25 protein-coding genes are annotated in these 24,596 nt (G+C 53.2%); 13 read left to right on the top strand and 12 right to left on the bottom strand.

The window, feature by feature from the left end:
• Window positions 1-338: 338 nt before the first annotated feature.
• Complete coding sequence (locus tag ACR0AU_RS13655; RefSeq protein WP_170513096.1) at window positions 339-1,085, bottom strand: IclR family transcriptional regulator; 747 nt, start codon at window positions 1,083-1,085, stop codon at window positions 339-341.
• Between the two features lie 217 nt (window positions 1,086-1,302).
• Here ACR0AU_RS13655 and ACR0AU_RS13660 point away from each other — a divergent pair, with 217 nt between their 5' ends.
• From ACR0AU_RS13660 to ACR0AU_RS13710, 11 genes are all read left to right on the top strand, one after another.
• Entirely contained in the window at window positions 1,303-2,139 is an 837-nt protein-coding gene (locus ACR0AU_RS13660; RefSeq protein ID WP_155150267.1) for a cyclase family protein, read from the top strand.
• Window positions 2,140-2,200: 61 nt separating this feature from the next.
• Window positions 2,201-2,545, top strand: coding sequence for a cupin domain-containing protein (locus ACR0AU_RS13665; protein ID WP_170733655.1), 345 nt, complete (start codon window positions 2,201-2,203; stop codon window positions 2,543-2,545).
• Between the two features lie 10 nt (window positions 2,546-2,555).
• Window positions 2,556-3,341 carry an SDR family oxidoreductase gene (locus tag ACR0AU_RS13670; protein WP_170733656.1) on the top strand — a complete coding sequence of 262 codons (786 nt, stop codon included), beginning with the start codon at window positions 2,556-2,558 and terminating at the stop codon, window positions 3,339-3,341.
• A 3-nt stretch (window positions 3,342-3,344) separates the two neighbouring features.
• On the top strand, window positions 3,345-4,268 hold the full coding sequence (locus ACR0AU_RS13675) for a 3-hydroxyacyl-CoA dehydrogenase family protein (protein WP_480795802.1): 924 nt from the start codon (window positions 3,345-3,347) through the stop codon (window positions 4,266-4,268).
• A gap of 43 nt (window positions 4,269-4,311) precedes the next feature.
• Window positions 4,312-5,592, top strand: coding sequence for an ABC transporter substrate-binding protein (locus ACR0AU_RS13680; protein ID WP_480795803.1), 1,281 nt, complete (start codon window positions 4,312-4,314; stop codon window positions 5,590-5,592).
• A gap of 49 nt (window positions 5,593-5,641) precedes the next feature.
• Window positions 5,642-6,370, top strand: coding sequence for an ABC transporter ATP-binding protein (locus ACR0AU_RS13685; RefSeq protein ID WP_170733659.1), 729 nt, complete (start codon window positions 5,642-5,644; stop codon window positions 6,368-6,370).
• Complete coding sequence (locus ACR0AU_RS13690) at window positions 6,363-7,070, top strand: branched-chain amino acid ABC transporter ATP-binding protein (protein ID WP_170424709.1); 708 nt, start codon at window positions 6,363-6,365, stop codon at window positions 7,068-7,070. Before ACR0AU_RS13685 ends, ACR0AU_RS13690 begins: the two co-directional genes overlap by 8 nt.
• A 1-nt stretch (window position 7,071) precedes the next feature.
• A complete protein-coding gene (locus tag ACR0AU_RS13695; protein WP_170663053.1) occupies window positions 7,072-7,935 on the top strand; it encodes a branched-chain amino acid ABC transporter permease in 864 nt (287 codons plus the stop codon).
• Complete coding sequence (locus ACR0AU_RS13700; RefSeq protein ID WP_480795804.1) at window positions 7,932-8,960, top strand: branched-chain amino acid ABC transporter permease; 1,029 nt, start codon at window positions 7,932-7,934, stop codon at window positions 8,958-8,960. The genes ACR0AU_RS13695 and ACR0AU_RS13700 overlap by 4 nt, the downstream gene beginning before the upstream one ends.
• Before the next feature lie 4 nt (window positions 8,961-8,964).
• On the top strand, window positions 8,965-9,903 hold the full coding sequence (kce, locus tag ACR0AU_RS13705; protein WP_480795805.1) for a 3,5-dioxohexanoate:acetyl-CoA acetone transferase: 939 nt from the start codon (window positions 8,965-8,967) through the stop codon (window positions 9,901-9,903).
• Between the two features lie 75 nt (window positions 9,904-9,978).
• Entirely contained in the window at window positions 9,979-10,923 is a 945-nt protein-coding gene (locus tag ACR0AU_RS13710; protein ID WP_170733663.1) for a YHYH protein, read from the top strand.
• Between the two features lie 39 nt (window positions 10,924-10,962).
• Here ACR0AU_RS13710 and ACR0AU_RS13715 read toward each other — a convergent pair whose 3' ends face one another.
• The 6 genes from ACR0AU_RS13715 to ACR0AU_RS13740 all read right to left on the bottom strand — a co-directional run bounded on the left by ACR0AU_RS13715 (window position 10,963) and on the right by ACR0AU_RS13740 (window position 15,171).
• A complete protein-coding gene (locus ACR0AU_RS13715) occupies window positions 10,963-11,085 on the bottom strand; it encodes a nuclear transport factor 2 family protein (protein WP_480795849.1) in 123 nt (40 codons plus the stop codon).
• A gap of 125 nt (window positions 11,086-11,210) precedes the next feature.
• Window positions 11,211-11,387 carry a hypothetical protein gene (locus ACR0AU_RS13720; RefSeq protein ID WP_170513124.1) on the bottom strand — a complete coding sequence of 59 codons (177 nt, stop codon included), beginning with the start codon at window positions 11,385-11,387 and terminating at the stop codon, window positions 11,211-11,213.
• A 193-nt stretch (window positions 11,388-11,580) separates the two neighbouring features.
• Window positions 11,581-12,591 carry a DUF2955 domain-containing protein gene (locus tag ACR0AU_RS13725; RefSeq protein ID WP_170733665.1) on the bottom strand — a complete coding sequence of 337 codons (1,011 nt, stop codon included), beginning with the start codon at window positions 12,589-12,591 and terminating at the stop codon, window positions 11,581-11,583.
• Window positions 12,581-13,645, bottom strand: coding sequence for an HlyD family secretion protein (locus ACR0AU_RS13730; RefSeq protein WP_170403695.1), 1,065 nt, complete (start codon window positions 13,643-13,645; stop codon window positions 12,581-12,583). The genes ACR0AU_RS13725 and ACR0AU_RS13730 overlap by 11 nt, the downstream gene beginning before the upstream one ends.
• Window positions 13,642-14,721, bottom strand: coding sequence for an AI-2E family transporter (locus ACR0AU_RS13735; RefSeq protein WP_170403697.1), 1,080 nt, complete (start codon window positions 14,719-14,721; stop codon window positions 13,642-13,644). Before ACR0AU_RS13735 ends, ACR0AU_RS13730 begins: the two co-directional genes overlap by 4 nt.
• Before the next feature lie 180 nt (window positions 14,722-14,901).
• Complete coding sequence (locus ACR0AU_RS13740) at window positions 14,902-15,171, bottom strand: potassium channel family protein (protein WP_480439390.1); 270 nt, start codon at window positions 15,169-15,171, stop codon at window positions 14,902-14,904.
• A 423-nt stretch (window positions 15,172-15,594) separates the two neighbouring features.
• On the opposite strand from ACR0AU_RS13740, the gene ACR0AU_RS13745 reads away from it, so the two are divergent.
• Window positions 15,595-18,243, top strand: a complete 2,649-nt coding sequence (locus ACR0AU_RS13745) for an AsmA family protein (protein WP_480795806.1) — start codon at window positions 15,595-15,597, stop codon at window positions 18,241-18,243.
• 217 nt (window positions 18,244-18,460) lie between these two features.
• Here ACR0AU_RS13745 and ACR0AU_RS13750 read toward each other — a convergent pair whose 3' ends face one another.
• The 5 genes from ACR0AU_RS13750 to ACR0AU_RS13770 form a co-directional block, all read right to left on the bottom strand.
• Entirely contained in the window at window positions 18,461-18,790 is a 330-nt protein-coding gene (locus ACR0AU_RS13750; protein ID WP_480592659.1) for a hypothetical protein, read from the bottom strand.
• 722 nt (window positions 18,791-19,512) lie between these two features.
• A complete protein-coding gene (locus tag ACR0AU_RS13755; protein WP_480444231.1) occupies window positions 19,513-20,184 on the bottom strand; it encodes a nucleoside/nucleotide kinase family protein in 672 nt (223 codons plus the stop codon).
• Entirely contained in the window at window positions 20,181-20,963 is a 783-nt protein-coding gene (locus ACR0AU_RS13760) for an ATP-binding cassette domain-containing protein (protein WP_170402609.1), read from the bottom strand. Before ACR0AU_RS13760 ends, ACR0AU_RS13755 begins: the two co-directional genes overlap by 4 nt.
• Window positions 20,963-22,033, bottom strand: coding sequence for an ABC transporter permease (locus ACR0AU_RS13765; protein ID WP_170392953.1), 1,071 nt, complete (start codon window positions 22,031-22,033; stop codon window positions 20,963-20,965). The genes ACR0AU_RS13760 and ACR0AU_RS13765 overlap by 1 nt, the downstream gene beginning before the upstream one ends.
• Before the next feature lie 117 nt (window positions 22,034-22,150).
• Window positions 22,151-23,170, bottom strand: coding sequence for a sugar ABC transporter substrate-binding protein (locus ACR0AU_RS13770; protein WP_170392952.1), 1,020 nt, complete (start codon window positions 23,168-23,170; stop codon window positions 22,151-22,153).
• A gap of 186 nt (window positions 23,171-23,356) precedes the next feature.
• Here ACR0AU_RS13770 and ACR0AU_RS13775 point away from each other — a divergent pair, with 186 nt between their 5' ends.
• A complete protein-coding gene (locus tag ACR0AU_RS13775; RefSeq protein ID WP_170402926.1) occupies window positions 23,357-24,556 on the top strand; it encodes an ROK family transcriptional regulator in 1,200 nt (399 codons plus the stop codon).
• Window positions 24,557-24,596: the final 40 nt, after the last annotated feature.

Raw genomic sequence — 24,596 nt, forward strand, 5'->3', positions numbered from 1 at the left:
TTCGTCGAAGGACTGAAAGCCGCCGTCGGCGCAGCCGCAGCGAAATGGTGCTTTGTCCCGCGAGGCAGCCTTTCGCACTTGTTCCACAGAACGGCCATAACCCAACCAAAGATCGTTTCACATAAAACCGCTTCAATGACGATCGTGGTTGGGTATGACGCCAGCAAACACCTAATGGTTGTGAAAATCGCAATTCGAGGCGGATATCAATCTTGGCGGCCATGTTGAACTAACAGCCATCCGGTAGGCGGAATGTTTGGACTTTCCCCGACAGAAGTACGGACTGTTAGAAAAGGTAGTTCATCGACTTCAACCTGTCCCAAATCAGCTTATTTTGCTCACTGGAAAGTTTGTTGAATGTTTGTGGACGTCTCAATTAGCGCTTGTTCGATGGTTGCTCTTTGCCGTGCAAATCGCGTCGTTGGTACTGGAATTGAGATCGCGTGCAGGTCTCCCACCCAGTCGACAAAAGAGAACCCGATAGCCGATACACCAGCAGAATGTTCGTCCAAATCATAGGCAAGGCCCTGTTCGCGGACTGTATTCAGTTCGGAAAGGAACTCATCCAAATTCCTTTGGATACCGTTCCGTTCCCATTCGTTCTGAATAAGCTTTGTCGCATCTCCTTCATCGAGTTGAGCGAGACAAGCTTTCCCATTTGCAGTGGTGGTCAGCGGAAAAACCTCGCCTACTTGCGAAACGGTCGTCAATCGATAGACGCCTGGGACCTGATCTAAGAAAACCATGCCGATACCGCGCATGACGGCTAGGTCTGTGGTTTCCCCGGTCTTTTGGGTCAGTTCCGTCAAAAGCAGACGGCAGTGTTCGACGATGCTGTACTGCGCCGCGCCCGCGAGAGCGCTTAGTTCGGGACCGAGCCTCAAACCACCCCCATTTGCATCCGCTATGACAAGGTTTTCCTCGGCAAGAGCGCTTGTGATTCTCTGTACCGTAGAGCGGGGCAGGTCAACACGCTCGGCGATTTTTCCCAAGCTCATTCCGGATTGGTTTTCTTTCAGAACACGCAAAATCGAGGCCGCTCTGGAAATAACCTGAATGCCACCTTTATCCGCTTTTTCAGACATTTAACCTACCTTATCCTGCCTTGGTATCGTAGCTCTGGATACCTAGCGATTTTTTAGTGTTGTATCACAATGCGGTGCAAGTCAACCGTATAGTGAGTTTTTATGTTGACCATAATGCGGTGCGTATGCATCATCATACGGGACAGGTGGGGAGGCCACCCAGACAATTGAAAAGCGAACACCGCCGCGTTGTCGGCGAACAAAGGAGATGTGCCCAATGGTCGAAATCCGTGGCATTGAGTTTCAGGCAAACACCGACAACGACATGGGGCTTGAGTTTTATAACCTGAGCCACAGATACGGGTTTCAGTGCCCCAACTGGCCGTATTTCAAGGACGTCCAGATCGACCGAAAGCACTACATGGCCAAGTCAGGGGTGTTGTCTCAGACGATTACGACGACGATGCACGTTACCACTCATATTGATGCACCGGCCCATGTTGTTCAGGGAACGCCGTTCATCGACGAGGTGCCGCTGCCGCATTTCTTCGGTTCGGGATTGGTCGTCTCGGTTCCCAAGAAGAAGTGGGAGCAAATCACCGGAGATGATCTGGAGAAGGCTTGTGGTCATGCAATCCGCAAAGGCGATGTGCTGATCATCAACACCGGCTGGCACAAGCAGTATGAGGATGGCGACTATTTTGCTTATTGCCCGGGTCTCGTTCCTTCCGCTGCTGAATGGATGATCGAGAAAGGCGTTAAAGTCGTTGGCCACGATACCCAGGCGAACGATCACCCACTGGCCACGGCCATTGGTCCGCAGCGAAATGGTCCGATCATGCCTCATCTCGAAAAAGAGTATCTTGAGTGGTCTGGCGGGACACCGTGGGAAGTTGATTTCCCAGAGTGGGAGCCTGTGCACAACATGCTGTTCTCAAAGGGCATTCTCGGAATTGAAAACGTCGGCGGCGATTTGGATGCAGTGACCGGCAAGCGGTGTACCTTCGCGTTCTTCCCCTGGAATTGGGACCGTGGCGACGGATGTATCATCCGATTGGTTGCGATGATCGACAAGAACCAGTCCTACCGCATCGAGGCTGGTGAAGACTTCTGAACACTCACGGACCGGTCGCCGGTTCACCGGCGGCCGCCACTAAACCTGAGCGGAGATGGACATGCATCTGAAGCGGTTTCAAGACGCCTTACCCTACGAAGCACCGAACCACTTTGGGTGTCATGGGCTTCGTTTGCAGGGGTTTGAGGAAGGTGGGCCGACAAATCAGTGGATTGGCTTCAGCCAGTTCCTACCAGGTGGTGGCGCAGGCCCAGACTCTACACCTTTTGAGAAAGTCTACGTCGTTCTGGAGGGCGAGATGACCGTCATCGTTGATTGCACCGAAACCAGTCTTGGACCCATGGACAGCTGCACGATCGCACCGGGCGAAGTGCGTAAAATTGAAAACCGTGCCAACCACACCTGCAAAATGCTGGTTGTCATTCCGTATCCGCCAGAAAGCTAAGGACGAAAAAATGTCTGATCCACTCAAGATGTTTGACGTCAGAGACAACGTCGCACTGATCACCGGAGCTTCGGGCGCATTTGGAATGGTTGCGGCACGCGTCTTGGCCGGGGCTGGTTGCAACCTTCTTTTGGCGGCGGGAAACCAAGAGGCGCTCGATAGCATTGCCAAAGAGTGCGAGGCACTTGGCGCAACGGTCGTGACCATCAATACCCGGCCGACCGATGAAGCATCGTGTGACGCATTGGTTGATGAGGCCGTCAACACCTTTGGCAAGCTCGACATTCTCGTTGTCGCGTCCGGTATGAACAAAGTTGCTCTGATCAACGACATGGCGCCGGAAACCTTTGGTGCAGTGATGGACGCCAACGTAAACCAAAGCTGGCTGTTGGCGCGCGCAGCGGCAGCGCACATGAAGCAAAGCGAATATGGCAAGATCATATTCGTCAGTTCCGCGCGCAGCATCCTTGGGCACCCTGCCGGATACACGGCGTATTGCGCGTCAAAGGCCGCCGTGAACGGGATAACCAAAGCCTTGGGATGTGAGCTGGGTCCGACAGGGATCACCGTCAACGCGATCGCACCGACAGTGTTCCGTTCGCCTTTGACGGCTTGGATGTTTGAAGACACCGACGAAGCGAAGGCAGTGCGCGATGGCTTCTTGACCCGTGTTCCAAAGGGGCGGCTGGGTGAGCCAGAAGACCTTGCGGGTCCGCTCCTGTTTCTCGCGTCGCGCGCATCGGATTTTTACACCGGACATATTCTGCATGCCGATGGCGGATATACGGCGGGTTAACGGATGGTGCGAAAGAAGCAGCAGATCGCCGTAATTGGCGCGGGCCTAATGGGGCACGGCATTGCACTGACGTTGTCAAAGGCAGGTCAATATGTCGCCATCACAGATCCCGTTGAAGAGGCACGAGCCACCGTGCCTGATCGCATTCGCACCAGTATGGCTGCAATGGGAGATGATGAGGTTACAATCACAAAAGCCCTGAAGATGATTGAGATTTTCGGGTCAACAGTAGGCGCTGTTCGAAACGCTGACGTAGTGTTCGAAGCGGCGCCGGAAAAGTTGGAGCTCAAGCAAGCGATCTTTGCTGAGATCGAGGCGCATGCACCAGAAACTTGCATACTCGCATCCAATACCTCGGTCATGCCGATCACTCAGATCATGTCCGGTTTGCGGCTGAAAAACCGGGCATTGGGAACCCATTGGTGGAACCCGCCGCACATGATCCCCTTGGTCGAGGTCATCAAGACCCAGTGGACAGACCCTGAGATCGCACAGACGATGTTCGATCTGCTGAAAGATGCCGGGAAAACGCCGGTTATGGTCGAAAAAGATGTGCCTGGTTTCATAGGCAATCGTCTTCAGCACGCGTTGTGGCGCGAAGCGGTCAGTCTGGTGGAAAACGGTATTTGTGACGCCGAAGCCGTCGATACCGTAATCAAGTCCAGCTTTGGGCGCAGGCTTGCTGTTCTTGGTCCGCTGGAAAACGCGGATCTGGTCGGCACTGACCTGACGCTCGATATCCACGAAAACGTGCTGCACGATCTTGAGGCACAAAGGGGCCCTTCATCCTATCTTAAGTCGCTTGTCGAAGCGGGCAAGCTGGGCATGAAATCCGGCGAAGGGTTCAGGACATGGGCCGAGGGCGAGGCAGATCAGGTTCGCCAACGTGTCGCGAAACATCTGAAAGATCTCGAAAAGACTTTGTAAGATCAATCAAACACTGGCGGGAGGCCGGTGAAGGGAGGACGTAATGACAAGGACATTCAAAACGGCCACGAGACGTGGTTTCATCGCCGGGGCAACGGCAGCAATTGCGGCACCGGCAATCCTGAGGGCGACGCGTGCTTATGCTGCGAACCCGACCTTGCGTGTCGGCAATGTCAGCCCGCGCACCGGACCGCTGGCTGGTTTTGCCGAGGCTGATGAATACGTGCTTCAGGCCATCCAACAAGAGTTCTCAGCCGGGATGGAGAACAACGGCAAGACTTGGAATGTCGAGATCATCTCAAAAGACAGCCAGTCCAACCCGAACCGCGCAGCCGAGGTTGCCGCAGATCTGATCCTGGGTGATGAGGTCGATATCATTGTCGCCGCTTCTACCCCGGACACAGTGAACCCGGTCGCCGATCAGGCAGAGATAAACGAAGTTCCTTGCATCACGACCGACTGCCCGTGGCAGCCGTATTTCTTCGGCCGCAACGGTATTCCGGGTGAGGGCTTTGAAACGACCTATCACTTCTTTTGGGGTTTGGAGGACGTGATCGCAGCGTTCCTCGACATGTGGGACAAGACCAGCGTGACCAAGACAGTGGGTGGTCTTTTCCCCAACGATGCCGACGGCAATGCCTGGGGCGATGCGGAACTGGGCCTGCCTAAACCGCTCGCTGCCGCCGGGTACACGTTGACCGATCCCGGTCGCTATCAGCCTCTGTCCGACGACTTCTCAAACCAGATCGCTGCGTTCAAGGCTGCTGGTTGCGAAATCGTTACTGGCAACATGATCCCACCCGATTTCGCTACGTTCTGGAGCCAGGCTGCCCAGCAAGGGTTCAACCCGAAGGTCGTGACCATTGGCAAAGCACTGCTGTTCCCGTCGGTCATTGAATCGCTGGGCGACCGTGGTGACGGGTTGTCGACCGAGGTCTGGTGGTCTCCACACCATCCTTTTTCGTCCTCACTCACCGGCATTTCCTCGAAAGACCTCGCCGAAGGTTATACGGCAGAGTCGGGTCGACCTTGGACCCAACCCCTTGGCTTTAAACACGCTCTGTTCGAGGTCGTCGCGGATGTCATCAAGCGGGCGGATGATCTGGAAGACCCGTCTTCGATCATTTCGGCAATCACGTCCACGAACCTGAACACAATCGTCGGGCCGGTGAATTGGGGTGATGGGCCGATGAACAACGTCACCAAAACGCCGTTAGTCGGCGGTCAGTGGCAGAAGTCCGGTGACGGGTATGAGTTGCAGATCGTTGCAAACAGCACCGCGCCCGAAGTTCCGATTACGGCAGATATGAAACTGCTGGGCTGACCAGACATTCGGCGCAGATCTTGCGCCGAACCCTCCATCCGAGAGAAGCATGACGTCAATTTTGAGACTCCAAGACCTGAGCAAGGCATTTGGCGCGGTCACAGTCGCCGATGCTATGAGCTATGAGGTCCGGCAAGGCGAGGCACTTGGGGTAATCGGCCCGAACGGTGCCGGTAAAACCTCGATGTTTAATCTGATCACCGGGACGCTCAGATCGAACTCGGGTGTCATAGAATTCAATGGGCAGAACGTCACTAAATGGAGCGCCGCAAAGCGCAGCCATGCAGGCATCGCGCGTTCTTTTCAGGTCCCGCAGCCGTTTTCGGGCATGACCGTTTTTGAGAACGCGATGATCGCCGCCACGCAGTCGGCGGGCATGCGTGGACATCAGGCAGAACGTTTTTGTCTGGAAGTTCTGGACCAGACAGAGCTGCTGCCCAAGGCAAACGTTCTTGCCGGTAGCTTGACATTGCTGGAACGGAAACGCCTGGAACTGACACGTGCTTTGTGTGCCAAGCCCAAACTGCTGTTGCTCGATGAGATTGCAGGTGGTTTGACCGAAGCCGAGTGCAAGTCACTGGTTCAGACCATCAAAGATATCCATGCCTCTGGCGTTACCATCATTTGGATCGAACATGTCGTTCATGCGCTGCTGGCCGTTGTTGACCGCCTGATCGTTATCGACTTTGGCAAGAAGATCGCCGAGGGAGAGCCGCAGGCAATCATGGAAAGCGCCGAAGTCAAAGAAATCTATCTGGGGATCGAAGCTGATGCCTGATCCGATCCTCCAGACACGCGGTTTGAATTCTTACTATGGTGATTTCCAAGCGCTTTATGAGGTCGATCTGGACGTCGGCGAGGGCGAGGTTCTGGCCATCATCGGTGCGAACGGTGCAGGCAAGACAACCCTGATGCGTTCCATCACCGGGTTGCTTGCGAACCAACCGGAGCAGATCCAATACAGGGGCAGGGACATCAGCTGCCTTCGCGCAGATGAAGTCGCCGAATTAGGTCTGGCGATGGTGCCCGAAGGTCGTCAGCTGTTTCCGTCTTTATCGGTCAAAGAAAACCTAATGATCGGTGCTCAGGTTGGGCGCAAAGGTCCCTGGGATCTGCAAGCTGTCTACGACCTGTTTCCGATCCTGGATGAGCGCAAAGATCAGGCCTCAACATCGCTTTCGGGTGGCCAGCAACAGATGGTTGCAATTGGGCGTGCGCTGATGGCCAACCCCGATCTGATCCTCTTCGACGAAATCAGCCTCGGACTGGCACCGATCATCATCAAAGACATCTACGAAGCGCTGCCCGGCATCATCGGCGAGGGCATGAGTGCAATCATCGTCGAACAGGACATAACCAAGGCACTGTCAGTTTCAAGCCGGGTCTATTGCCTGCAAGAGGGCCGCGTTTCGCTGGAAAGCGCGTCTGACACCGTTTCGCGCGAAGACATTTCGCGCGCGTATTTCGGGATCGAATAATATGGAATGGCTGAACGCTATCGTGCAGGGAACTTTGCTGGGTGGGCTATACGCGCTGTTTGCCGCAGGTCTGTCGTTGATCTTTGGAGTCATGCGGCTCGTCAATATCGCCCATGGCGATTTGATTGTTCTGGCCGCGTATCTGGGGCTGACTGTGACGACAGCCACAGGGATGCATCCGATGGCCGCATTGGTGGTCGTGGTGCCTGCTATGGGGCTGATCGGATACGCCCTTCAACGCGGCCTGCTGAACCAAACTCTGGGCGACGATATCCTTCCGCCCTTGCTTGTCACCTTCGGACTGAGCGTGATTATCCAGAACGGGTTGCTAGAGGTCTACACTGCTGACCCACAGGACCTTGATGCAGGCGCATTGGAAACGGCGGGCGTCGCTGTAGGAGGGTTGACGCTTGGGCTTCTTCCGCTCCTGACCTTCGGGATCGCTGTCGTGGTGATCTGGGGGCTACAATGGACCTTCTATCACACCGCGCTTGGCCGAGCTTTTCGGGCTGTGTCCGACAATCAAGACATTGCACAGCTTATGGGCCTCAATCGACGGCATATCTTTGGACTGGCCATGGCGCTGGCGCTGGGCGTGACCGCAATTGCCGGTATCCTGCTTGGCATTCGGACCAGCTTTGATCCGTCCATCGGTGGCGGTCGCCTGATCTTTGGATTTGAGGCCGTTATCATCGGTGGGCTCGGCAATCTTTGGGGCACACTCATTGGTGGCGTCATCCTTGGTGTCGCGCAAACTATTGGGGCCAAGATCGATCCGGGTTGGCAACTGTTAGCCGGCCATATCGCCTTTCTTGTCATTCTCGCCGTGCGCCCAAACGGCCTTTTCCCGAGGGTATCCGGATGAAACTCCAAGAATATTCGGTTTCCCGTTCTTCGAAACCAGCCCGCGTTGCTGCGATCCTGGCCGCAATCAGCTTGCTTGCTTTAATTGCAGCCCCTTGGTGGGCAGGTCGCGCGGACATGCGCCTGATGGGTGAATTTTTCCTCTACCTATCCCTCGCCACACTTTGGAACCTCATGGCGGGTTACGCTGGTCTCGTCTCGGTTGGTCAGCAGGCCTATGTGGGCTTCGGCGGCTACATGCTCTTTGCACTCACGATGCTGGGCGGTTTGCACCCATTGGTTGCTATCGCAGCCGCGGGCGTGCTGGGGGCCTTGATCTCGATCCCAGTTGCGGTTCTGATCTTCAGACTTCGGGGCGCATATTTTGCCATTGGCACCTGGGTCATCGCAGAGGTCTTTCGGCTGGGTTTCGCACAAATCTCTGCGCTTGGCGGAGGGTCAGGATCTTCGCTGCCCGTTGCCATCGTGAAATCACTGGCGTCCGGGCGCGCGATGCGTGAGGCGCTGAGCTATTGGCTGGCACTCGGGGCCGCCGTGCTGGTTGTAACCGCCGTGTATCTCTTCCTGCGTTCGCGCCAAGGTTTGGCGTTGACGGCAATTCGGGACAACGAACTGGCCGCCGGTAGCCTCGGCATCGATATCTGGCGAACGAAGTTCATAGTGTACGTCGTCACGTCGGCATTCACGGCAATGATCGGCGCGCTGATCTTCTTGCAAAAGCTGCGCATATCACCGGATGCCGCGTTCAGCGTCAATGACTGGACCGCCTTCGTCATCTTCATCGTCGTAATAGGCGGCATCGGTACCATCGAAGGACCAATCATCGGCACACTCGTTTTCTTTGCGCTGCGCGAAACGCTGGCCGACCTCGGAACAACCTACCTGATCGTTCTGGGCGTGGTCGCAATTGTCGTGATGCTCAAGGCGCCGAAAGGCATCTGGGGCGTGATCCGTAGCCGCTATGATCTGCAACTTTTCCCGCTGGGCTATCGCGTAAAGCACATCGGACAATCCAAGGAAAACTGAACCCATGGCTCGTCAGAAAAAAACGATCATCACATGCGCTGTAACAGGAGCAATCCACACGCCCACCATGTCAGAGGCGCTGCCATACACTTATGATGACATTGCGAGGCAGGCGATCGAGGCCGCCGAGGCCGGTGCGTCGATCCTACACCTGCATGCCCGAAACCCTGAGGACGGGTCGCCATCGGTTGAACCTAGTGACTTTGCGCCATTCCTGCCGCGCATAAAACAGGCGACAGACGCCGTTGTTAACCTATCGACTGGAGGATCGCTGACGCTGTCCATTCAGGACCGGATCAATCCGGCTAAGACCTTCAGCCCCGAAATGTGCTCAATGAACATGGGCTCGATGAACTTCTCGTTTCACCCATTGGCCAACCGGTATGGCGATGACGATTGGAAATTTGATTGGGAGAAGGACTATGTGGCGAACTCCGATCAGAACATCTTTCGCAATACGTTCCGGGACATTTGCGAGGCGGCGGAAACGCTTGCGCCGCATGATATAAAATTCGAACACGAATGCTATGATGTCGGCCACTTGTACAATCTGAAATTCTGCATGGACATTGGGCTGTTCAAAGCGCCGATCTTCATTCAGTTCATCTTTGGCATCCTCGGCGGCATTGGACCCGAAGTCGACAATCTGATCTTCATGAAACGTACTGCTGACCGGCTGTTCGGTGACGACTATCGGTGGTCGGTCTTGGGAGCAGGTGGAGCACAGATGTCTCTTGCCACGACGGCAAGCCAGATGGGTGGTAACCTTCGGGTCGGTCTTGAAGACAGCCTATTTATCTCTCGTGGAAAACTGGCCGAATGCAACGTTCAGCAAGTCGTTAAAATCCGACGTATTATAGAAGATCTGGGCAGTCAGGTCGCGACCCCAGATGAAGCAAGGGAAATTCTGGACTTGAAAGGCGGAGACCGCGTCGCTTTCTGAAGGTAGGATGACCAATGACTACTCTCTTCGACCAACATTTTTTTGGAGTTTACGAAAGCCCAAGGAGTTTGAGCCATGCGATTGAAAGTTCTGACAATCAGTGCGCTTCTGACAGGATTTACGGCGGTTCAGGCTCATGCGCAAAACGCATCTCGGGACATTACCAATCTCTTGCTCAGTAACCGATCAGCAGATTGTGCAGACTATGCTGGCGTGTATTCCGCTTCAGTGGAAGACGTCACCCGCCAGCAACATTTTAACTCCGAACTCGAAATCTCGGCAGATAGTCAGCAGTGTACTCTTAAGACCAATGGCATTCCTAATCATGATTTCAACGGGCCTACAGCCAACTTCGCCAACGATGTAAGGGAATTGTCAGGCACTTTTCGGGTTCCCAGAAATCCAGAAAAAGCCCCCAACCAAACCGCACTGTCGCAACGGAGTTATGATGCCATTTTGTTGAATGGCGTGCCGGTCGATTTGCTCTCGGCCGGGTGTTATCGCCCAAGCGGGCCGCGAGCAGACAAGAATGGCAACGTTTTGGCGGGGTGTCGAGACACGGATCCTTGGTTGCTCGATCCCCCGTCCTACGATCAGTATTTTGGTGTGGATCTTCACAATGCCCACGCCCAGCCCGACGGAAGGTATCATTACCATTCCAATCCAAATGCTCTGTTTTTGGATCACGACCTTGATAAGCCGTCACCAGTTATTGGCTTCGCAGCTGACGGCTTTCCGATCTACGGGACGATATTCAAAGACAGCGATGGCAAAATTAGACCGGCGATCTCTGGCTATGAACTTAAAACCACGCCGAGACCTGCTCCGCCTAAAGGGCCGGGTGGCACTCCGGACGGGACATACATCGACGACTACGAGTTCACCGGGGCTGGCGATCTGGATGAGTGCAATGGCATGACTGTGGATGGTGAGTATGGATACTATGTCACTACAAGCTATCCATGGGTGCTAAACTGTTTGGTCGGACAACCTGACCAGTCATTTGACAAAAAGCGGTGAGTTGTCTTGGCTCTTCCAATCACCGAAAGTCTATTAGAGTCAAGTTTCCAAGCTCTCAAAAACTTTGATGGCGCCATCTGATTTGTCTGTGTGGTGATGGGCAATCGTCCAACTGCCCCCAATACGGCGAAATACGTTTGTGGCTCTGTGTGCGACTTCGATCCGTTTGCCTCAAGGGAGGAAAATCCCTTTTTCTAACCCAACTTCATAAACAAAGTCACCAAATGTGAAGATGATGCGTTCCTTCATTTCAACCATCCCACATTCAAAAAATTCTGCGGCATTCTTCATGCAATCCAAATAGCATCCAAGCCCACTTCGCTCCCACCATTGGGGCGCATCGCTGTAACGCCATGGCTAAGTAACCATACGCTGCTCATTGGTCTCGGATTCTTGTTGAACACGCTATTCAGCGCCGAACAAATTTCTTCAGACGCAGCAAGAATTTCGTCGTTTTGTGCCATGAACCTTCTCAGAAACTCAATTTGGGGTTACGGCAACAGGCTGTATCGACCGGCTTCGTACGAATCAGACTAAGCTGGGCAGTCAAAGCTGGATATCGGACCATATACGGGGCTGCAATTCGAGCGATGGTTGCAAAAATCGGTCAAACTGGAACTCTGCTGGTTTCAGCGCCAAGCTTTGTCGCAACTAACGTCATTGACTCGCCTGGCGCTCTTTTTCTGGCCAGAATTCATCCACCACGACATATGCGATGATTACAAAAAAAGCGGCGCTGGCGACTTGCAATACGCGAGTGATGCTCTTGACGTCAGCCTCGTCTGAAAACGGCGCAACCGAACCGCCATATACAATCAGAGCTGTTGTAATAGCGGAACCGGCGGCGGCGGCGAGCGGGACTTTTGACTTTCCAAGTGCTCCGAGTGTTAGGCAAAAGAAAAAACACAGCAGAATGGGGGTTAGAATAACCGGAGCTATTACGTTTATTTCATAGCATATGATGGAGACTGCCGCCCCAAGTAGATTTGCCGTCAGCATTGCTTTTGCAACTGCTTTGCCTGCAGCAGGCATTGCCGCAAGTTGCTGGCTCAGCAGGGCGACAAAAAACAGAACCAACAAAGCAGAAGCGCCGGAAATAAAGAACGCCATAGCAAAGGGCACTGTGACCAGAGACATCCTGACTATTCGGCGATGTGAGTCGAAGTCCGGCGATGTTGCCGCTTTCTTTTTAGGTGCCGTTTGAGGTGCAGCGGGTATCAACACGAACATCAGCGTCGATACGAAGCCAGCAAACAGCAGGTTCAACGGGATCCAATACACGAGCACCAGAGCCAGATCCTGTGATTGCAGCACCAAATTCGGAATCATCAACGCCCCCATGAGAGCGATGACACCCGGCAATACTCCGGCACCGGAAACTGACCAAATGAAAGACAGGATTATTCCAATGGCCACCAGAATTAGAAACACAAGAGGATAAGGTGAGAAGATTGACGACAAAAGGAATGAAATGAACATCAATCCAATCGAGAAGACAAACAGTTTACCAAATGCTGCCATAGGTAGTGCCGCAGGTGCTTGAAGGAAAAGGGCAGTGAACACCGCCCCAACAACGGCAAGGGGCCACCCAAGAAATAGGCCCAATGCAAAGACACCCGTAACACCCAGTGCAAGCCGGGTGACAGAGCTTTGATCCTCAGTACGCATAGGAGAAGATTGAAACCACGCGGATGTAGGCGCGGCCTACGAGGTTCAGCAACGAGTTGTCGCTTAGATACATGATCACATCGGCCTGCCCGTTCAGTTGAAAGCGAAGATCGTCTTCGGCACTTCCAGCTTCATAGCCGGGTAAAACAATCCTGACCGGAAACCTTTCAGGCTCCCGCAAAAATCCCTTGGTGCTTGGCGGGCTCGCCAATTGCCCCGGCTCATCACCGCCACTCAAAGAAACAGCAGCACTAAAGCTCTCAATGACGCCCGGAACAATCTTACCTGGATGCATATCCAACACCACATCAACCGGAGACCCTATTGAAGCTCTTCCCAGATTGTTCTCGGTAAAATACGCCTCTATCCAGACGTCGGTTGCATCCAGAAACGTCAAAAGATCCTGACCGGATCGCGCATACGTTCCGGGGGCAATCAGCAGATTAGAAATGACACCTGTCGCCGGAGCACGCAATTCGGTCCATTCAAGGTTCAATTCCGCATCCGCCAAGGCCGCCAGTGCGCGCTGGATTTTCGGGTTTTCAATCCCATCGTCACCAAGCCTTTGCTTCGCTTTTTCCAAATCAGCTTTTGCGTTCTCAAAGTTTGCCTCAGATTCTGCCAGTTGTCCTCGTGCATCATCGGCCTTTGAGACGGCAATCAACCCTTTCTTTTCGAGCGCAAATACACGTTCCGTCTGAATGCGCATCGTATCCAGATCGCTCTGCGCCCTTGCGAGTTTGGCTTGTGCCGCACTTACCTCTGCCGAAGACGCACCCACCTCTTGGGTTGCCGCTTCAAGATCAGCTTCCGCCTTTGAACGCTCGATTTCGTAGGGTCTGGAATCTATTCGAACCAGAACATCACCTGCCGAAACGACTTGGCCGTTTTCTACCAAAACTTCCGTTACCGTTCCAGTCACCTGAGGCACGATTTGGGTGGCCACAGCTTTTACTCTGGCGTTCCCGGTAAATGGCGTTTTTCGATCAGCGACCAGATACCAGACAAGAAAAATCAGAATGACAGCCAGGGTTGTCCATATCGTTTTCCTCATTTCGCCGCACCTTCAACCGTGCCCTCGGCTTCAGGTGAGGTATCAATCCAAACCTTGAACAGCTCATAGAAGACAGCAAAGAGTACCGGCCCCATAAAAACGCCGATCAACCCGTACGCCATCATACCTCCGAGAACACCGATGAGGATGACCAACATGGGAGTCTCAAGGCCTTTTGAGATGAACACGGGTCTTAGGAAACTGTCCATTATCATGACTGGAACGGCCAGTATGGTGAAGATCAAAGCAGTTCCGCCAGACATGGAGCTCCATGCGTAGATAATTACCGGTATAAGAACCAATCCGGGCCCGATTTGGATAATTGAGAGTATGAGGCAGACAAATGCCAGTGTGGCGGCCGAAGAAATCCCGAACAAAGCCAGCAGTATCCAAACGAAAACAGCCTGAATGGCTGCTACGCCAATCACGCCTTTTGTAACGTTCCGGATCGTTGCGCCTGCCAGTGTCACGAATTCACCGCCGCGTGGTGCAAAGACACGGTTGGCAAAGCGCTGAAGACCCTGGACCAAATTTGGCCCCGGGCTGAACAATGCCCCCATAATCAATACGGACAGAGCTAAGCCAAGAAGCCCGATACCAATGCCCAACACCTTTCCGAAGAGCGATTTGGTGATCTCAAGGATTTGCGCGCCGTATTTTGCAAGCGCGCCGTCAAGATTGCGCTCAAACATTCCCCAGACATCGGAGATTTTATTTCCAACCAACGGCAATTCCTTGAGGCCCTCGGGCGCAGGGGGGATTTTCAATTCACCCTTGTCTGCTTGTTCCGCGAATTCAGACCCTAGTTCTGCAGCACCAGACACCGCAGTTGCGACTGGCCCCAGGGTCAGAACAAGGCCCAACAGAACGATAATTGTTGTGGCAAGCTTCTTACGTCCTCCCAGCTTGGATTGCAGCCAATCAAATGCCGGGTAGAGCGCGACGCAGAGTATCGTTGCCCAGATAACCACACTTGCAAGCGGAGCCACCATGACCAGGGCGCTGTAGAGGAATAATCCGAGAAAGAGCAATCGTATCGCGAGGTCGACAATCTTCGCGTCCTGGGTCTTTTCCATTCCATCCCTCCACTATCTGTTTTCCAAACAATACACTCAAAAAACGTAATATGTATATTTTTTGAGTTTTCGGCGATCATCTATCAGTTTGAAGGTACGAGTGAATCCGAGGCACGGCTTCAGATGCGCGGTCGCACTGATACCTGCGCATGAACTCAAATTGCCTTAATTTGGGATAATCTATTTGTCCGTTTTTTCGTCGTCTTGGGACAAGATTGTATCTGCCACTGTGGTCGCCGCAGTCACGAAAACACCCAAGCCTACAATGATATACACCATTGTGAAGATTTTCCCCGCCGCAGTTTCAGGTGAGAAGTCACCGAACCCTACGGTCGAAATTGTCACTACGGAAAAGTAGATCGAGTCTAGCCAACTCCAACCTTCGACAAAGTGGTAGAAGACCGAGGCCCATAAAATCATTCCGACTGTGAAGGCAAGAAGGCCTTTCACTCTACCGTCCTTGAAAGCGACGCCTATCCCACGTGTTATTCTAGTTAGCGAATTCATTGTGTCCCCGTCGTTTGAAGAATTCACATATAACAGTAATTAGATGGATGTGGGAAATTGAAGCATTTTAACCGCGTCTAGTTTAATTGGGGCGTCCAGGCGCAGTCGTCAAAGCTAATGCAATGTGCTCGTTTATGAAACGTTAAACGCGTTTCAAGCCAGCTATTTTGAAACTGGATCAGCAGCACATCCTAAATTTAGTCCTTTAACCGTTTCTTGGCCGCCCGACCAATTCCGCAAGAGAAGTCGGCTAAATGGTCAAGGTCATTTAGGGTTCAGCAAAATAAGAAGCCACATATTCCATTAACATGATGCTTTAATGGTCTAGTCTGCCCAAGAAAGGAATCAGAACCTTAGGAGAAAAGCGTGCGGTTCATCACAAGAGGTGTAATGGTTTGTTGCGCTGTCGCGTTCGTCGCGGTTGTTGTGGCATGGCTTTTCCTGTCCTCTGCGTTGTTTTCTTCTTTCAGAACCACTTTTGTTGAAAACCTGATCTCGAAGAAACTTGGTCAGGACGTGTTAATAGAAGATGAAGTGCGTCTAGGCCTTGGTCGGCAACTGCAGGTATCCGCAGCGGGATTGGTACTACCCGGCGCGATCAAGACCAAAGCGAATCTGGCGGCAATCGACAAACTTGAGTTCAATATTTCTGCCCGCGACCTTTGGAACAGCAAATTGTCGCTGAGTGAGCTTTCTATCTCGGGTGTTCACCTCAACTTGATCACGGACAAAGACGGTGTCGGAAACTGGCAGTCCGCTTCCCAAACGGGCGCTAAAGCCGGGGATCCGGCCAAACCTGCAAACCTGTCTGTGGCTGGAATTCTAACGGACCAAAAAATTGACCTGACCGATGTTGCCGTTCTTTACCAGAACGATCTAAACGGGCTTGTGTTGGATCTGCAGCTTCTTGAGCTGAATCTAAAGCGTGATACGGAAACCGACGTTGTGACCGCGGTTGGGGCTGGTTCACTAAATGGAGAGAAGTTTGATCTGAACGCGAGCATTCCCGCGGACGACCCGTTTCAGGTCGCTGTGAATTTCGAACAGATTGCGATTGCCGCCGAAGAAGTCCCTCAAGAGAACGGGCTACAAGTGAATACGACCATAGAGGTTGCCGAACTTGGTCAGCTTCTTGATATCCTGAAACTCAATCGCGTTTTGGAGGGTTCAGGAAGCATTGGTGCAACATTCAAATCAGTCGACGGCGTAGCCCGGATTGATGACCTGGCTGTATTGACTGAATTGGATGGTGGGCAAAGCCTTTCGCTGACGGGACAAATCGGAGAGTTGGGAAACCCAGAAGACGTATCCCTGACAACCCGCATTCGGTTGTACCCTGAAGATGCTGAACCCGCCCCAGCCGCGTCGCGGTATGATCTAAAACTAATAGCAGTTGACATGGTTATCGATAGCGTACCCGGGCAGGTCCCGCAGCGGAAAATGGTCATTGAAACCAACGGGTTCACATTGGATACCTCTGGTGAAGGGCCACCCCCGATTAAGTTTTCCGAGCTTTCCAGAACACCCGAAGGCGCCTTGAGTGTTGGAAACATCAATTTGAGAATTGGGAACCCTGCTGATCCATTTATCATTTTGGACGGTTCGGTCGAAGACGCGTTGCAATTACAAGGCATATCGGCCGACGGGTTAATGGATATACCCGCAAGCAGCTTGATCTCATCAGAGCTTCTGGGACCGGATGATCAACTTGGTCGATTTTCTGGTAACTTTCATTTGAACGGCGACATCAATCAGCTTTCGCTGACAAATTTGGGTGGCCAGACAAGCAAAACGGAACTTTGGAACCTTGAGGTGCATGGCTCTGTAAAAAATGTGCTCAAATTCGAGAACCTGGATTTGGCAATTCAAGTAGAAGTCCCCTCCGGAGCGGACCTGTTAGAAGCCCTATCGCTTGAACGGGTGGAAACTGGACAGGCTATCTTTGAAATTGGCCTTGCCAGCGAAGGAACCGATTGGGATGCGAATGCCAAAGTCAAGGTTGCCGACTCTGTCCTGCAAATTATGGCCGATCTTGATGATGCAACGAGTGATCCTGTACTACAGGGTTCCATAGAGAGTGACTTGATAAAGATAGATCAGATCCGAACCATCGTTCAGGCCGCTGCACAATTGAGGAAAATAGGCGGTCCAGAGCCCGACGAGGAAGACGTCATTGAGGAATCCGGCGACACTAGTCCTCTAAGAGACGTAACACTTAAACCTATTGGGCGTTCAATTCTCTTGTCCGGTATGGATATGGATGTCGACGTTGACCTTCGGCACATAGAGGGTGCCAAAGGCATCAGCAGTTTGCAGAGTGAACTGACGCTCAACGAAAATGAACTCAAGGCCGGACCTTTGAATTTTGAATACGGAGGTGCTCATTTCGATGTCAGCGGACAAATGGATCTATCGAACGACGCGCATCTGCTCACGCTGACCGGCACAGCAGGCGGCTGGCAGCTGGATGAAATTCTTCACAACCTGAACTTCAAAAAGGGCGCAAGCGGTACCATCTATGCAGATTTTTCGGTGACCGGCGGAACCGATTCACCTAAGCATTTTGCCAACAGCATGAACGGCAATGCCACGGTCTCAATGCGTGACGGCTCGATCGAGACCCAGCTTTTGGATCTGGCAGGGCTAGGGATACTACCTTGGGTGTTTACCAAAGAGAAACAAAAGGTTGCTCCGATCATATGTTTGCGTGCACCGATTAGTATTTCCAATGGAAGTATTTCGACGAAACAAACCACATTGGAAACAGATCATGTCCAAGTCGTCGTCTTTGGCGGTGTTAATGTGGCGGGGAAGGTTTTGGACCTAAATCTGCAGCCCCGCAAGATTGGCGAACCGCTTTCAAAGAGCCCCTGGCCCGTGACCTTGAAGGGCCCACTAGCAAAGCCGAAGATCAAGGTAAAAGACGGTCCCAAGCGACTGAAACGATCGGATGGTGCGGACAAAATGCCGGCAAAAAGAAAACTCTGCGTTCCGGATATTTTACAACTGCAGTAGTGGCGAAGGCAGTCGACAAAAGAACACAAATAAAGTTCAAAAAGAATGACATCGCTTTCAGGATGCGATCTTTGCTTTGGGTTTTCTCTCGATGTATTCCACACTTTAGTTGAATGGAAACTCTCTTAGAGTTCAGCCGACATGATGTAAGGACTGTGAGACGCAAATGGAAAAACGTGTGCACTATTGAAATGGCAGCTAAAGTAAAATCAATAGCTTAGTTAAGCGTGAGCGACACATAGCTCTGCCACCAGCGACATAAACTTGCCATTTTCGCCTCACTTCCATCATCCATCACCTCGCCCGATTTCATCGATCCTGAGTTCCTTATGGGAAAATCTGGGCTAATTTGCAGTTCAGTCGCCGAGGGCGCCTGATCCTGCTGATCTACCACGTGGCGAACGCGGATGCGGGCGAGGCAAACCGACGCCACCCCAACATCCGCTTCTGTACCACGCTTAAGGATCGGGAGATCCATGGCTGTTTGCTTCAAGTGGGTAAGAAACAAAGCGAGAATAACGCTACCGCTACTTTCTATCATTTTCATTTAGAATAAATTCTAGAAATCTCCCCAACACAATTGGGAGGTCAATTAACAGGATGGAACGGATGCAAGAAGCATAGTTTCTCATGCTTCGAATTGGAGGTTGCTCAAGAAATGGTTCGCAAAGCCCTTTGCGAAGCTTTCGATGGGCACCCCTGTCGCGATGAAATTTGGCGACTAGCAGCTTACGTTAGGCTCTAACCAGTTGCGCTCCGCGGGCATCCCAATCGTTTATCTGAGCTCTGAGCGGGCCCTCGCCAGCACCAATAGTTTTGCTCGTGCAGCAGGTTCCGAACCGCGCGTTGCTGCCATTGGTGATGATAGGTGCCGCACTCGAAACGAAGGTCTGCTTGGTGGCCACAACAGACCTGGTGATTAAGGCATTGGGTGGTCAAGTGCAAATACCATCGCATCGGCAAATGTTCCATCTGTACTGCCGTCATCCACAATGACGAATTCAAAACCCCGAATCAGAGCCCAGGCGTAGGTATCAATTCGTTTTATCATGCGCCGGGATTACGACCGTGCGCTCCGGCCTGCTTTCCAACAGCAGGTGGTGACGCCGTCAATCAGCCCCAAGTCTAACAGATCTTTGATGTTGCTTACTTCTGCAGTATCCACGAAAAATTTCATGGTTTTCCTCATCGTGTGTGAGCTAATATTGGTTGCACGTGAATTCGCTTAGAGGCGCTGCATCGACGGATGGCGGGGTCCAGGGCGTAAATTCAGAACGCGTGGCGCGTCCCGAATTCGGTGCAGTTCTGGTTTAATCTTAGGTCGGCATTTCGACTAGTGCTGATGACGAGTTCTGCATTTGGCAGATCGTTCGCTTTTGCACGTTTCAATGCCGTGACCGGGTCAAAGCCATGGCTGATCCAGCGGTGTTGCAGCCTGTTTTCAAGCTCTTCCAAAGTTGGGCTGATAAAAACCGTCGCGGCATAAACATCCGTCAGGTTTCTCCATGGGTCGCTGTCCATCAGAAGATAGTTACCCTCAACGACGACGACCGGAGTTGCCGGGTGAACCGCAATGGCGTTGGCAATAGCTAGGTCCATTGTGCGATCGAATTTGGGATGAAAGCACTCGTGGCGCGTAACTTGAAGCTCTCTGATTGCAGCGCAAAACCCGACCCCGTCGAAAGTCTCTGGCGCGCCTTTTCTCGCCAGCAATCCACGCGTTTCCAGCACGCGGTTGTCCAAATGGTAACCATCCATTGGTACAAGTGTGGCTGACGGAACCGCCGAGCTCTGTTGTGTGTTCAGCGATTGCACAACGGCTTCCGCTAAGGTCGACTTTCCGGATGCGGGGGGGCCGGCGATTGCGATAATCGTCCGGACTCCAACTTGCCGCCGGGAGGAGATCAGGTCGCAAACGCGCTGTACGTCCTGCTCGATCACGCTGCGTCCTCTTTTGGGGGTTCTTTGGCACCGGTCATGAAGGCGACTGCATCGGACATCGTGTAATCCTTGGGATCAATTGTGCAGAGCCTTTTACCCAACCGATGCACATGAATGCGGTCGGCAACCTCAAAAACATGAGGCATGTTGTGGCTGATCAGGATGATCGGAATGCCACGCGCACGCACGTCCTGGATCAGTTCAAGCACCTTGCGGCTTTCCTTGACGCCCAAAGCAGCCGTCGGTTCGTCCATGATGATAAACTTGGTTGCAAAGGCAGCGGCACGAGCAACGGCAACACCTTGGCGTTGGCCACCAGAGAGAGTCTCAACCGCCTGATTGATCGACTGTACAGTCATCAGCCCAAGCTCGGTCAGTTTTTCACGGGCAAACTTCTCCATCGCTGGACGGTCAAGCTTACGCATGTATTTACCCATGAACCCCTGCTTGCGGATTTCGCGCCCCATGAACATGTTGTCCGCAATCGAAAGGGCAGGAGACATGGCGAGCTGCTGATAGACAATCTCAATCCCCATATTCCGCGCATCGATCGGAGAGGTGAAGTTAACCTTTTTGCCCTCGATCAGAATCTCGCCTTCATCCGGGATTGTGGCGCCGCAGATCGCCTTCACGATGGATGATTTGCCCGCGCCGTTATCTCCGATCACTGCCAGGATTTCCCCCTGGCGCAGTTCAAAGTCGGAATGGTCGATGGCGGTAACGTGGCCATAGCGCTTTACGATCCCGCGGCCTTGGACGACTGGAGTTGAGTCTGACATTAGCCCGATACCTTTCTAATCCACTGGTCGACGGCAACCGCAGCGATAATGAGAAGTCCGATAAGTAAGAAGGTCCATTGTGCGTCTGCGCCCAGAAGCCTAAGCCCCAAAGTGAACACGCCAACAATCAGCGCGCCAAACAGCGATCCCAGGATGGATCCCCGCCCGCCAAACAAAGAGATGCCCCCGATCACAACCGCGGTGATGCTTTCGATATTGGCCAACTGACCGGATGTAGGTGAAACCGACCCGATGCGCCCGATCAAGGCCCAGCCCGCAAAGGCACAGATCAAACCGGATAACATATAAACGGACATCAGCGTTCTGTGCACGTTCACACCGGATAGTTCAGCCGCCTCAGGGTCATCCCCCACTGCATAGACATGCCGGCCCCAGGCCGTGTGTTTGAGCGCGTAAGCCAGAACGAAAATCAGAACGAGCATGAATATCACGCCAACCGTGAAGGTCGCGCCACCGATGCTGAATTTGGTACCAAAGAATTGCAGGAACGGGGCGTTGGCCTCGATATCCTGGCTGCGAATTGTTTCGTTTGCGGAATACAGGAAGTTTGTCGCCAGAACGATCTGCCACATGCCGAGCGTGACAATAAAGGGTGGCAGCTTTACGCGACTGACCAGCCAGCCATTGAGAGCCCCGATCAGCGTACCCATTGCCAGCCCGCACATCACAGCAATGGGCACGGGGATACCGTAGCGGAAGGTGAACTGACCCATGATGACGGATGAAAACACCATGATCGCACCGACGCTCAAGTCGATGCCGGCGGTCAGAATGACAAGGCTTTGCGCTGCGGCCACGATGCCCACGATCTGAACTTGCTGCAAGATCAGCGTCATCGCAAAGGGGGAGAAGAACTTGGACCCCAGCAGCAGACCGAAAATTACGATGGCGCCGACCAGAACGATCAACGGCACAAAGGAAGGGTTGACATGGAGAAGATGCTGCAACTTCCCCAGAACACCACGCCGGTGATCTTCAAATTCCGCTACGGTTTCTGACGCGTTGGCGGCGGTTTCGAATTCCTGGGCGTTTTGGTTTGCTTCAGACATCTCTCCCCCTTTTCGTGGCTGGCATTGCGTCCACGAAATCAGTTTACAGGAAGTTTAGGTTTGCTGGTGAAAGGATTGATGAGGCGCTGCGGCGCGCCTCACCTTGTAGGGCTGCCTTTAGCCCCAGCAGAGATCCAGGCCTTCTGCGACAGATAGCGACTCGACCCCATCAACCGGCTGGTCGGTGATGAGCGCCACGCCCGTGTCATAGAAGTCTTTGCCGGGTGTGTTTTCCGGCTTCACGCCCTCTTCGGCCCATTTTTTCACGGCCTCAACGCCAAGCGACGCCATCAACAGCGGGTACTGTTGGCTTGTCGCCCCGATCACACCGGCTTCGACGTTTTGGACGCCGGGGCACCCCCCGTCAACCGAAACGATCAGTACGTCGTTTTCACGCCCGATGGATTTCAGCGCCTCATATGCGCCCGCAGCAGCCGGTTCGTTGATCGTGTGAACAACGTTGATGGATGAATCCTTGGCCAAAAGGTTTTCCATGGCGCGGCGGCCGCCTTCTTCGTTGCCGTCGGTCACGTCACTGCCAACCAGACGCGCATCGGTTTCGTCACCGATGACGTTCGGGTCCGCCAAGTCCACGCCGAATCCGTCGAGGAAACCCTGATTGCGCAGAACGTCCACTGTCGGCTGACTGACGTTCAGATCCAGCGTCGCGATCTTGGCATCGGCTGCGGCGTCGCCCATTTTGGCCTTAGCCCATTGACCGATCAGAAGGCCGGCCTTGTAGTTGTCCGTCGCGAATGTCGCGTCCGCCGAGTCAATCGGGCTAAGCGGCGTGTCCAGCGCAATGACCAAAACCCCCGCATCCCGCGCCTGTTTGACCGCAGGAACGATTGAGCTGGTGTCGGATGCTGTCAGCAGAATGCCTTTTGCGCCATCGAGAATGCAGGTTTCAATGGCCTGAACCTGAGTTTCATGGTCGCCATCAACCTTGCCGGCAAACGCCTTGAGCGTCATGCCCAGCTCTTCTGCCTTGGCGGTTGCGCCTTCCTTCATCTTAACGAAAAAGGGGTTGGTGTCGGTCTTGGTAATCAGGCAGACGGTTTCACCAGCCGCTTGCGCGGATGCAGCGGCCAAAGTTAGCGCAGTCGCGGATGCGGCGAGCTTGAGTAGATTTCTCATGTTGTCCTCCCAGAAAATTGTTGTGGCCCCGCGCGGAATAGCGACAAGGCGGGCCTCCATCCTCCAATGAAGGTCCCGTTCAAGAAACCGTGATTCTAGCCTCTGTGTCAATAAATAAATAAAGTTTATTTATTAATTTGCCCACGTATCTTTTCATAAGAAAACAAGGTGTTTATGTTTAAGGTTATGGAGAGAGAGGCGTTGAAAATACTAACCGGCGGGGTAAGCCAAAGCGGTGTTCGTGATCATAACGAACGCCTCATTCTGACGGTTTTACAACGGCATGGACCTGCTGCCGGGGCGGACGTCGCGCGGCTGACGGGCCTGTCACCCCAGACCGTGTCGATCATTCTGCGTAAGCTCGAAAAGGACGAGATTCTCAAACGTGGGACGCCGTTGAAGGGCAAAGTTGGGAAACCTTCGATCCCTATGGAGCTCAATCCCGAAGGCATTCTGTCGGTGGGAATGAAGATCGGTCGCCGCAGCGCCGATCTTCTTTTGATCGACTTCACCGGTAAGCCACGCCAACAGCTCTCGACGACTTATGACTACCCGCTACCCGAAGCAGTGTTCGGGTTTCTGGAGGTAGGATTGGAAGAGCTTCTGGCCAATGAACCCCAGAAACTTCGGGACCGTGTATGCGGGATTGGAATCGGAACACCGTTCGAGCTGTGGAAGTGGCACGACCTTTCTGGGCTTGCGGCTCAGAAATTCAGGTCCTGGAGAAACGTGAACTTCTTTTCCGAGGTGGCCAAGTTCAGCGAATTGCCGGTCTTTGTGGTCAATGATGCTACTGCCGCGTGTCACGCGGAGCACCTCTATGGCCGCGGGGCTGAGTATCGAGACTATTTTTATTTCTTCATAGGCTCAATGATTGGCGGAGGCGTTGCCCTGAATGGCACCGTATTTGAGGGCAACCAAGGCAACGCCGGTGCCCTGGGCGCCATGCGGACGACAGGTCCTTTGGGTGAAAGCCAGCAACTGATTGACACTGCATCGCTGTTCCTGCTCGAGGACAGGTTGATAGAAGCGGGTGTTGATCCGGGAATTTTGTGGAAAAAGCCGCAGGACTGGAGCAGCATTTCTCGCTATGTCGAACCATGGATCGGTACCACCGCGCAGGAACTGGCCAAAGCTGCGCTGTCTATTTGCGCGGTCATCGACTTTGAGGCGATTTTTATCGACGGCGCATTCCCATCTGAAATACGTGAGGAGTTGGTCTCACGGGTTCGTCGTTACCTAGTCAACCAAGATAAACGCGGTTTGATTCCTCCGGTTGTAGAAGCTGCGGCTGTTGGAGAAAACGCCCGCGGGATTGGGGCGGCAAGCAGCCCGATTTTCCGCCAGTTTCTATTGAACACTAATGCTGGGCTTTCTGGGATGTAGTCGAAATTCATAGGGGTCAAATTTCCTAAGTAGAAAGGAA

This window comes from Ruegeria sp. CG1 (assembly GCF_056537265.1).

Excerpts from the sequence above, each read along its gene's own strand:
- ACR0AU_RS13655 (WP_170513096.1), bottom strand. The coding sequence starts at position 1,085 with ATGTCTGAAAAAGCGGATAAAGGTGGCATTCAGGTTATTTCCAGAGCG.
- ACR0AU_RS13660 (WP_155150267.1), top strand. The coding sequence starts at position 1,303 with ATGGTCGAAATCCGTGGCATTGAGTTTCAGGCAAACACCGACAACGAC.
- ACR0AU_RS13665 (WP_170733655.1), top strand. The coding sequence starts at position 2,201 with ATGCATCTGAAGCGGTTTCAAGACGCCTTACCCTACGAAGCACCGAAC.
- ACR0AU_RS13670 (WP_170733656.1), top strand. The coding sequence starts at position 2,556 with ATGTCTGATCCACTCAAGATGTTTGACGTCAGAGACAACGTCGCACTG.
- ACR0AU_RS13675 (WP_480795802.1), top strand. The coding sequence starts at position 3,345 with ATGGTGCGAAAGAAGCAGCAGATCGCCGTAATTGGCGCGGGCCTAATG.
- ACR0AU_RS13680 (WP_480795803.1), top strand. The coding sequence starts at position 4,312 with ATGACAAGGACATTCAAAACGGCCACGAGACGTGGTTTCATCGCCGGG.
- ACR0AU_RS13685 (WP_170733659.1), top strand. The coding sequence starts at position 5,642 with ATGACGTCAATTTTGAGACTCCAAGACCTGAGCAAGGCATTTGGCGCG.
- ACR0AU_RS13690 (WP_170424709.1), top strand. The coding sequence starts at position 6,363 with ATGCCTGATCCGATCCTCCAGACACGCGGTTTGAATTCTTACTATGGT.
- ACR0AU_RS13695 (WP_170663053.1), top strand. The coding sequence starts at position 7,072 with ATGGAATGGCTGAACGCTATCGTGCAGGGAACTTTGCTGGGTGGGCTA.
- ACR0AU_RS13700 (WP_480795804.1), top strand. The coding sequence starts at position 7,932 with ATGAAACTCCAAGAATATTCGGTTTCCCGTTCTTCGAAACCAGCCCGC.
- kce (WP_480795805.1), top strand. The coding sequence starts at position 8,965 with ATGGCTCGTCAGAAAAAAACGATCATCACATGCGCTGTAACAGGAGCA.
- ACR0AU_RS13710 (WP_170733663.1), top strand. The coding sequence starts at position 9,979 with ATGCGATTGAAAGTTCTGACAATCAGTGCGCTTCTGACAGGATTTACG.
- ACR0AU_RS13720 (WP_170513124.1), bottom strand. The coding sequence starts at position 11,387 with ATGGCACAAAACGACGAAATTCTTGCTGCGTCTGAAGAAATTTGTTCG.
- ACR0AU_RS13725 (WP_170733665.1), bottom strand. The coding sequence starts at position 12,591 with ATGCGTACTGAGGATCAAAGCTCTGTCACCCGGCTTGCACTGGGTGTT.
- ACR0AU_RS13730 (WP_170403695.1), bottom strand. The coding sequence starts at position 13,645 with ATGAGGAAAACGATATGGACAACCCTGGCTGTCATTCTGATTTTTCTT.
- ACR0AU_RS13735 (WP_170403697.1), bottom strand. The coding sequence starts at position 14,721 with ATGGAAAAGACCCAGGACGCGAAGATTGTCGACCTCGCGATACGATTG.
- ACR0AU_RS13750 (WP_480592659.1), bottom strand. The coding sequence starts at position 18,790 with ATGAAAATGATAGAAAGTAGCGGTAGCGTTATTCTCGCTTTGTTTCTT.
- ACR0AU_RS13760 (WP_170402609.1), bottom strand. The coding sequence starts at position 20,963 with ATGTCAGACTCAACTCCAGTCGTCCAAGGCCGCGGGATCGTAAAGCGC.
- ACR0AU_RS13765 (WP_170392953.1), bottom strand. The coding sequence starts at position 22,033 with ATGTCTGAAGCAAACCAAAACGCCCAGGAATTCGAAACCGCCGCCAAC.
- ACR0AU_RS13770 (WP_170392952.1), bottom strand. The coding sequence starts at position 23,170 with ATGAGAAATCTACTCAAGCTCGCCGCATCCGCGACTGCGCTAACTTTG.
- ACR0AU_RS13775 (WP_170402926.1), top strand. The coding sequence starts at position 23,357 with ATGGAGAGAGAGGCGTTGAAAATACTAACCGGCGGGGTAAGCCAAAGC.